8 protein-coding genes are annotated in these 8,024 nt (G+C 58.0%); 4 read left to right on the top strand and 4 right to left on the bottom strand.

Annotated features, from left to right (window positions below; all coding sequences use genetic code 11):
• Positions 1 to 199 precede the first annotated feature (199 nt).
• The 4 genes from AWM79_RS18165 to AWM79_RS18150 all read left to right on the top strand — a co-directional run bounded on the left by AWM79_RS18165 (position 200) and on the right by AWM79_RS18150 (position 5,346).
• Positions 200 to 1,804 (top strand): tetratricopeptide repeat-containing response regulator, encoded by a 1,605-nt coding sequence (locus tag AWM79_RS18165; RefSeq protein WP_017133041.1) that lies wholly within the window; start codon positions 200 to 202, stop codon positions 1,802 to 1,804.
• Positions 1,801 to 2,493 carry a sensor histidine kinase gene (locus tag AWM79_RS18160; protein ID WP_017133040.1) on the top strand — a complete coding sequence of 231 codons (693 nt, stop codon included), beginning with the start codon at positions 1,801 to 1,803 and terminating at the stop codon, positions 2,491 to 2,493. Before AWM79_RS18165 ends, AWM79_RS18160 begins: the two co-directional genes overlap by 4 nt.
• 200 nt (positions 2,494 to 2,693) lie before the next feature.
• Positions 2,694 to 3,935: a glutamine synthetase family protein gene (locus tag AWM79_RS18155; RefSeq protein ID WP_176987136.1), complete on the top strand. Its 1,242-nt coding sequence runs from the start codon at positions 2,694 to 2,696 to the stop codon at positions 3,933 to 3,935.
• 70 nt (positions 3,936 to 4,005) lie between these two features.
• A complete protein-coding gene (locus AWM79_RS18150) occupies positions 4,006 to 5,346 on the top strand; it encodes an MFS transporter (RefSeq protein ID WP_060783450.1) in 1,341 nt (446 codons plus the stop codon).
• A 68-nt stretch (positions 5,347 to 5,414) separates the two neighbouring features.
• Here AWM79_RS18150 and AWM79_RS18145 read toward each other — a convergent pair whose 3' ends face one another.
• From AWM79_RS18145 to flgA, 4 genes are all read right to left on the bottom strand, one after another.
• Positions 5,415 to 6,158, bottom strand: coding sequence for a flagellar brake protein (locus AWM79_RS18145; protein ID WP_017133037.1), 744 nt, complete (start codon positions 6,156 to 6,158; stop codon positions 5,415 to 5,417).
• 96 nt (positions 6,159 to 6,254) lie between these two features.
• Entirely contained in the window at positions 6,255 to 6,722 is a 468-nt protein-coding gene (locus AWM79_RS18140; RefSeq protein ID WP_017133036.1) for a flagella synthesis protein FlgN, read from the bottom strand.
• 47 nt (positions 6,723 to 6,769) lie between these two features.
• Positions 6,770 to 7,090: a flagellar biosynthesis anti-sigma factor FlgM gene (flgM, locus tag AWM79_RS18135; RefSeq protein ID WP_017133035.1), complete on the bottom strand. Its 321-nt coding sequence runs from the start codon at positions 7,088 to 7,090 to the stop codon at positions 6,770 to 6,772.
• 173 nt (positions 7,091 to 7,263) lie between these two features.
• Entirely contained in the window at positions 7,264 to 8,022 is a 759-nt protein-coding gene (gene flgA / locus AWM79_RS18130) for a flagellar basal body P-ring formation chaperone FlgA (RefSeq protein ID WP_039792725.1), read from the bottom strand.
• Positions 8,023 to 8,024: the final 2 nt, after the last annotated feature.

Genomic DNA, 8,024 nt, shown 5'->3' with positions numbered 1-8,024 from the left:
GTGTGTTCCCCGGCCCCTTACAATTCCATGCTCTCACCCTCAGGTTTAGCTCCGAGCGGGCGATATCCTGATTAGCGATATAAAACACCATCTGTACGCTGGTGGCCTGTACGTTTGCACGCAAAAGTAGCAGTGAGGCTGAGCCCGTTCTGGTGATTGCCCTCGGGCTTATCTTCTATTTCCCATGACAGGAATCTCGATGCTGGCGTATCACCAAAAAAGCTTTCTGATCGTCGACGATTTTTCCGATTTTCGCAGTTCAGTCAGGTCCATGCTGCGCGAGTTGGGTGTCAAGGAAGTGGACACCGCCGACACCGGGGAACAGGCGCTGCGCATGTGCGCGCAGAAGCGCTACGATTTTGTCCTGCATGATTACCATCTCGGTGATGGTAGGAAGAATGGTCAACAAGTGCTTGAAGACCTGATGGTCGATAAGCTGATCAGTCATGAAAGCGTATTTGTCATGGTGACCGCCGAAAGCAGCCAGGCCATGGTACTCAGTGCTTTGGAGCATGAGCCCGATGCCTACCTGACCAAGCCGTTTAACCGTGCCAGTCTCGCTCAGCGTCTGGAGAAGCTGGTCCAACGCAAGAACTTGCTCAAGCCGATTATGCAGGCACTCGACCGTGACAAACCGGCTGAAGTATTGGCCGCCTGTACCCGTCTGACCCAGCAGGACGCCCGTTTTGCGCCGTTGTGCCTACGCTATCGCGCCGACGCGATGCGCGCGCTCAACCAGAATGAGCCGCTGGAACGGTTTCTCAATGGCATCCTCAATGACCGCCCATTGCCATGGGCTTACGCGATGCTTGGGCAACTGCTCTACAAGCGCGGCCAGATCACTCAGGCCCGGGAGCTCTATGAAGCCGCGCTCAAGGCTTTTGCGATGATGCCGGCGCTGTACGACGGGTTTGCCGAGGTGCTGATGCAGCAAGGCGATACCAAGCGTGCCCAGAGCATATTGGAGGAGGCCGTGCGACTGTCCCCGCTGGCGGTACGCCGCCAATCGTTGCTGGGCAAGTTAGCCATGGCCAACGAAGACTTCGAAGGCGCATCGAAAGCCTATCGCCAAGCCGTGTCTCAGGGCGAGCAATCACGTTTCAAGGATCCAGAAAGCAATCTCGGCCTGGCCCATGCGTTGATCAGTAAGGGCAGCCAACGAGGCCTGGATACGCGTACACGGTTGGAGATCAATCAGACCCTCAGCGCGGTCGCCAAGGAAAATGCCAACGATCCGGGGCTGCAGGTACGTGCGCGGTTGATGAAGGCCACCAGTCTGCTGCTCAATGATGCCGAAACCGCCGACAAGCTCACCGAGCAAGCGATGGCGCGATTGGAGGGCATGGAGAATTTCATGAGTGCCGAGGCTGCCTTGCTGGTGGCCAAGCAACTGCAGCAGTTGGGCCAGGTTGAGGCCGGTGCCTCGATGCTCAAGAGCTGCGTGGAGATCTACGGTGATGACCCGGCAGTGATGAAAGGAATCGCCAAGCTGACCGACGATCCGCAAATTCTCGGCAGCGGCAAGGCTGCAATCGATCTTAACGTGCAGGGAGTGCGTAGTTACAAGGGCGGTAATCTGGAAGAAGCGCAGGATCTGTTCCGGCGGGCGCTGGCCCTGCAACCGAAAAATATCAGTATCGCCCTCAACGCCGCACAAGCCCTGTTGGTGACCGCGCAGAAGACGGCTGACGCAGCGATCCTCGAAGAGTGTCGTGCCTGCCTGAAAATGGTCGGCAAGATGCCCGACACTGATCCACGTTATGAGAGGTTTCAGAAATTGCGCATTCGAGCGTTTGGCCAATGAGGAACAATGACCAGGGACTGGATTTTTCCACGGTGATCGCCTCGACCGTACACGATATGAAAAACTCGCTGGCGATGCTGATGCAAGCCCATGGCCAGTGGCAAAGCCGTTTGCCCGAGGCGCAACGCGCGACTCCCGAGCAGGCGGTCATCGAGTACGAGTTCGCTCACCTCAACAGCATGCTGGTGCAACTGCTGGGCTTGTATAAGCTTGGGGTCAATCAATTACCTCTGCGCCCCAATTATCATGAAATGGACGATTTTATCGAGGCGCAACTGGCGTGCCGCCAGGAAGTCTTGAGTAGTCGCGGGATCGTCGCCAGCTACGAAGTCGATGCTTTCAGTCCGCTGGGGTTTTTCGATCGGGAACTGATCGGCTCGGTGGTCGGCAATATCATCACCAACGCTATTCGTTATGCCTGCCATGCCCTGCTGGTCAGTGTGCGTGAAGAGGGCGAACACTGGGTGCTGACGATCAATGACGATGGCCCCGGCTATCCGATGCAGATGCTCGAGCGGCAGGCGGACTATGTCCAGGGCATCAATTGCGCCACGGGAAGTACCGGCCTGGGGTTGTATTTCGCGGCACGCATTGCGGCCCTGCACGAGCGTAATGGTGTGTGTGGGCGCATCGAGATCAGCAACGGCGGCACCTTGGGAGGGGCCTTGTTCAGTCTCTATCTTCCTTGAGTCAGACTTTTTTCCTCGTTTCCCGCTTGAAGTCCCGAACAGGTGGTGCGTATTTTGTACGAGACGCCGTTCTCGGCTTGTACAACAAGGATTGAGTCATGAGGACCGATGGCCAGAGTTCACTCGCACAGCGATTGACCGGCATTGATGAGGTTGAATGTGTCACGCCCGATCTCAATGGTGTACCGCGCGGCAAGGTAATGACTGCCGAAGGTTTTCTCGAAGGGCGGCGTTTGCAGATGGCCCGTGGAGTCCTGTTGCAGTGCATCATGGGCGGTTATCCGCCTGCGCGTTTTTACGGTGGCGATGATGGCGACCTGGTCCTCAATGCCGACCCACGGCAGGTCCATCGCCTGCCCTGGAGCCAACAGCCTCGTGCCCTGGCGATCTGCGACGCGAACGAACTGACGGGTGAAAGTTCGCGCTTGTCGACCCGTGGTCAGCTCAAGGCGGTGATCGCCCGTTATGCCGCGCGTGGACTGGCACCGGTGGTGGCGACCGAACTGGAGTTCTTTGTCTTCGCGCCCAATACCGACCCTAGCCAATCCTTCCTGCCGCCCATGGGCCTCGACGGTCGTCGCGAGGACGGTCATTCGGCCTTCAGCGTCAGCTCCAATAACGGTTTGCGGCCGTTCTTCAACGAAGTCTATGGCTGTATGGCGGCGCTTGGCCTGCCGCGCGACACCTTCATGCATGAAATGGGCGTCAGCCAGTTCGAGATCAACCTGTTGCACGGTGATCCGCTGTTGCTGGCCGACCAGACCTTCTTGTTCAAGCTCCTGCTCAAGGAAGTCGCCCTCAAGCATGGCCTGATCGTGGTCTGCATGGCCAAGCCCTTGGCAAAGACAGCGGGTAGCTCGATGCATATTCACCAGAGTCTGGTGAAGATCGGCAACGGGCGAAATGTCTTCAGCGATGCGGCGGGCGAGCCGACCGCAATGTTCCGCCACTTTATCGGTGGGTTGCAGGTGGGGATGGCCGACTTCACGGCTCTGTTTGCGCCGAACGTCAATTCCTACCAACGCCTGTGCCACCCGTTCGCTTCGCCGAACAATGCCTGCTGGTCTCACGACAACCGGGCAGCCGGTCTGCGTATTCCGGCCAGCTCGCCAGCAGCGCGGCGAGTGGAAAACCGTCTGCCGGGAGCCGACGCCAACCCTTACCTGGCAATCGCCGCCAGCCTGGCCGCCGGGCTACACGGTATTGAACAGCAGCTGGAACCGACGGCCGCAATCCAGGGCCAATTCGAAGTTCCGGATTCTTTGGCGCTGCCATGTACCTTGCATGCTGCTCTGGAGCGTCTGAAGCATAGCCAGTTGGCGAAGGATCTGTTTGGCGAGGAGTTCATCGAAGGCTATGGGGCTTCGAAGACCCTGGAACTGACCAGCTTCCTGGATGAAATTACGCCTTGGGAGCGCCGGATTTTAGCTGCTCAGGCTTAGACGCAACCCCCTATTCGGACTATCTTCTCGGGAGTCCGAAACCTCATTCAAGGAGCCGCTCGGAACGCCGATGCGCCATATCTGGAAATCCTTTCGAGCGCTTTATTTCGCCTCGCTGATGATGTTGATCGGCTCGGGCCTTCTCAGTACCTACCTGGCCTTGCGCCTGGCGGCCGACCATGTCGACGGCCTATGGGTGGGTGCGCTGATGGCTGCCAACTACTTCGGCCTGGTGCTGGGAGGCAAAATCGGCCATCGGCTGATTGCGCGGGTCGGGCATATCCGCGCTTATGCCACCTGTGCCGGGATCGTCAGTGCGGCGGTGTTGGGTCATGGGCTGATCAATTGGCTGCCCGCCTGGCTGTTCCTGCGGATGATCGTGGGCTTGGGCATGATGTGCCAGTACATGGTCATCGAGAGCTGGCTGAATGAGCAGGCGGAAGCCAAGCAGCGTGGCATCGTGTTCAGCGGTTATATGATCGCTTCCTACCTGGGCCTGGTGCTGGGGCAACTGATCCTGGTTATGCACCCGGCCCTTGGGCTGGAACTGCTGATGCTGGTCGCATTGTGCTTCGCGTTGTGTTTGGTGCCGGTGGCCATGACCCGGCGAATTCACCCGGCACCTCTGCATCCGGCCCCTCTGGAACCGCGCTTTTTCATGAAGCGCGTGCCGCAGTCACTGACCACGGTGATGGGCGCGGGGCTCATCGTTGGCTCCTTCTATGGCCTGGCGCCGCTCTATGCCTCCCAGCAGGGGCTCTCCACCGAACAGGTCGGTTTGTTCATGGGCTGCTGCATCTTTGCCGGTTTTTTGGTGCAGTGGCCGCTGGGCTGGCTCTCCGATCGCTATGATCGGGCCATGTTGATCCGCAGTGTCGCCTTCTTACTGGCATTGGCCTCTTTACCGCTGGCGATATTCTCCACGGCGCCGCTTGAGGTGCTGTTCATCTCCGGGTTTGTGGTGTCGCTGTTGCAGTTTTGCCTGTACCCGCTGGCGGTGGCGTTTTCCAACGACCATATCGAGGGCGATCGGCGGGTGTCGCTGACCGCCATGTTGCTGATGACCTATGGTATCGGCGCAAGTATGGGACCACTGGCGGCTGGCATCCTGATGAAGCTGTTCGGCAGCCATATGCTCTACGCGTTTTTCGGCTTCTTCGCCTTGATCCTGGTATGGCGCATCCGACCGAAGGCCGTGACCAATCTGCATCAGGTCGAGGATGCGCCGTTGCAGCACGTGGTCATGCCTGAAGCCATGTCGCCCTTGGGAGCGGCCCTCGATCCACGGGTCGACGAGCAGATCGTGCTGGATCAGATGTGCGACGGTGTGGCGTCCCCCGCGTCCGCGCCTGAGATGGTTGGCGAAGTGGATGAGTCAGACCCGGAGCCGGCGCACAAGTCGAGCAACTGATAGCGTGGGTAAAAAATGAGCCGCCTGATGAGGGCGGCCTATTTTTTGGAAAGCAAAAAGCGGCTGGTTCAGTAATCGTCGTCCTTGTCGAAACGCCGTGCCTCACGTTGCAACTGATAGACGAAACGTTCGACCTGACGTTGTACCAGGCCGCTCATGTTGTGGAAGCGCACGCCAGCGAAAGTGGTGTTGATCCTTTCTTCGAAATGCAGGTGACGCAGTTCCACCGGGGCGGTCATCGGCCCGAAGGGTAGTGCGGCGATAAAACGCTCATAGACCTGGCCCAACTGCAGACGGTCAGAGATATCGCCTTCGAAGCGCAGCTTGCTACCGCTCGCGGAGATATCCAGAAGTTTGCCGCTGACCGGGGCCTTGAGCTTTTCACCACTGAGTTCGACACTCACCAGGTCGGCCAGCTTCAAGGCCGCGCGGAACGCATTGCGGCGCTGGTGGTAGACCACTTCTTCGGGAATCCTACCGCGATAGCAGCCGTTGGTTTCGTCGATGCTCATTGGCTGGGATTGTTCCCAGGTAATGCGCACACCCTCGTGGAAGCCTTCGACGCGCAACGGTTCTCCCGCCGCCAGGAAGCGTTCGCCGTCGCGCGGTATCATTTCGTCCAAGGCCAGGGTGCCAGCCTCCCGGTCGACATCGATCACAAAACTCTGGAAGCGCTGGCTGCGCTCGTGGAACGTAATGATCAACGGGTCATGGCTTTCCTGCAGCATCCGCAGGTTAGCGGCAATTTCCAGAGGCGTGCTTAGCACCTTGGGTGGCTGCGGAGCATCGTCCGCGCTTGAGGCATTGGACACGGTTCATCAATCTCCAGACAAAATACGACTACATGCAAAGGCCATCATTTTGCCAGTATGTTGTGCGCCTTGGATAGAGCGCACACCAGTGCGGTTTTAAGCCTGACTAAGCGGTCGAGGCTTCGCAAGCCTGGCGGTTGAACCGCGAGCATCATAGAGCGTGGGAGGCTCGCCGCCGGTCAGGATCTTCAACTGGTTGGTGGTTGTCGCTTGCTGAACCTGGATGCTGCGTCCATTGAGTTCGTTGGCTGTCTGGCAATCGGCCAGGAGCTGAGTGAGCACCTCGCTTTGGCTCAGTAGTTCGTCGCCCACGCTCGACTGTGCGGCCAATTGTTCCAGGCCGACGCGATTTGCGGGCAGATTAAGGCTGGCGAGGATTTGGCTGCGTTTGCGGCCATGCTGTTCTAACAGAACGATCAGCGCCTGCTTGCGCGCCAGAATGTCTTCCAGCTCGAACATGTTACGCCCGTGGAGCGCTAGAGATTCGGCGCGAAGCAACTCAAGCAGGTCTTGAGCTGGAGCAAAATCTTCGGTGATCAATTGCAGTAACGTGGTGTCGTGCATGGCTGGCCTAGGGTTTTAAGCGTCCAAAAGCCTGGCGCTGGCGGAGCCTAGCGCTGGGCTTCGAAGTTGAGCAGTTTGCTGGCTACGCGGTTGCTGTCGACCTTGTAGCTGCCGTCGGCAATTGCCTGCTTCAACTCGGCCACACGAGCGCTGTTGACTACCGGCTGTTCCTGCAGCTTGTCAGTGATCTTTTGCAACTGTTGAGCCTCATTGCTGAGGTGTACCGATTCTCCGCTCTGGCTGACCGAGTTGGCCTGACTGTTCACGGAGGCAGACTTTCCGGCACTCTCGGTTTCCTTGTTGGCACTGATACGCGTACCGCCTGTCAGTGACAGGGCGTTATTCAAACGACTGAAATCGATGACCATGATAAAAAAACCTCTGGGTATTTGGACGCTTGCCTTGTTTTCGGCGATACCCGGAAAAACTTTAGGCTCATCTGCGAATGAGTCTGCACGTGCGGGCTGTGTTCCTGTCTGTCTGGGTCACAGTTTAGGAAATGCACTGACTTCGCGCCAGCTATCTACAAGGTCGCTTTTATTTACAAAGCGACCTCTACCTGCCCAGGCGCTGTGATGCGGGCTTTGATGATACGTTGCGAGTTGAGGTTCTTGATCCGGATCTGTTCGTTGAGGCCGCCATTGGACAGGGCCTCTCCTGGCATCTTCACGACGAGGCTACCGCTCGTCGCACTGATGACCACCTGATCGCCCTTGCGTACCACTTCGGCTTGTTCAAGATGAGCCAGGGTGATGACTTGGTCCATGACCATCGGTCGGACAATTTTTTGCCCGATAGCCTGGTCCGGAGAGGTCAGGAAGCCCTGGTTGATCAGGCTGATATCCCGTTCACGCAATACTACGTCGCCCGGTTCGATGATCCCAGTGCGCTTGAGCGGACGGGTGGTTACCAGCACATCGCGAAACAGTTTGACTTGGGCCGGTACGAACACGGTCCAGGGCGAGCTGCCCTCGCAGCGGATTTTCACGGTGACCCGGCCAATCGGCGTCGCGGGGCTCTCCAGGCTGGCTGTCAATTCCTTGTCGCAGGCGGCCATGCGCAAACGCGGATCCAGTTGATTGACCTGGATGTCATATCGACCTTCGGTTTGACTGGTCGCCAGATAGTCTTCTACGGTGAATTCAAGAAAGCCTTGGGTCACGCCGATAAGCTGATCAGGTAAGGTCACCGATTGCGCAAAGGCAGGAGTGCCAGGGCTCAGGCAGCATAAAGCCGACAAAGCCCAGGGCAATCTGCGGTACCGTGTCAGGCGTCGAAAAAATGTCGTTTGTGCTTTCATAA

It is taken from the genome of Pseudomonas agarici, assembly GCF_001543125.1.
In the GTDB taxonomy this organism is placed as follows: Bacteria; Pseudomonadota; Gammaproteobacteria; order Pseudomonadales; family Pseudomonadaceae; genus Aquipseudomonas; species Aquipseudomonas agarici.
This window is presented reverse-complemented; position numbering and strand designations above follow the sequence as displayed.

Bases quoted from the DNA above. Each gene is read 5' to 3' on its own strand.
- AWM79_RS18165 (WP_017133041.1), top strand. From the start codon at position 200: ATGCTGGCGTATCACCAAAAAAGCTTTCTGATCGTCGACGATTTTTCC.
- AWM79_RS18160 (WP_017133040.1), top strand. From the start codon at position 1,801: ATGAGGAACAATGACCAGGGACTGGATTTTTCCACGGTGATCGCCTCG.
- AWM79_RS18155 (WP_176987136.1), top strand. From the start codon at position 2,694: ATGACTGCCGAAGGTTTTCTCGAAGGGCGGCGTTTGCAGATGGCCCGT.
- AWM79_RS18150 (WP_060783450.1), top strand. From the start codon at position 4,006: ATGCGCCATATCTGGAAATCCTTTCGAGCGCTTTATTTCGCCTCGCTG.
- AWM79_RS18140 (WP_017133036.1), bottom strand. From the start codon at position 6,722: ATGCACGACACCACGTTACTGCAATTGATCACCGAAGATTTTGCTCCA.
- flgM (WP_017133035.1), bottom strand. From the start codon at position 7,090: ATGGTCATCGATTTCAGTCGTTTGAATAACGCCCTGTCACTGACAGGC.
- flgA (WP_039792725.1), bottom strand. From the start codon at position 8,022: ATGAAAGCACAAACGACATTTTTTCGACGCCTGACACGGTACCGCAGA.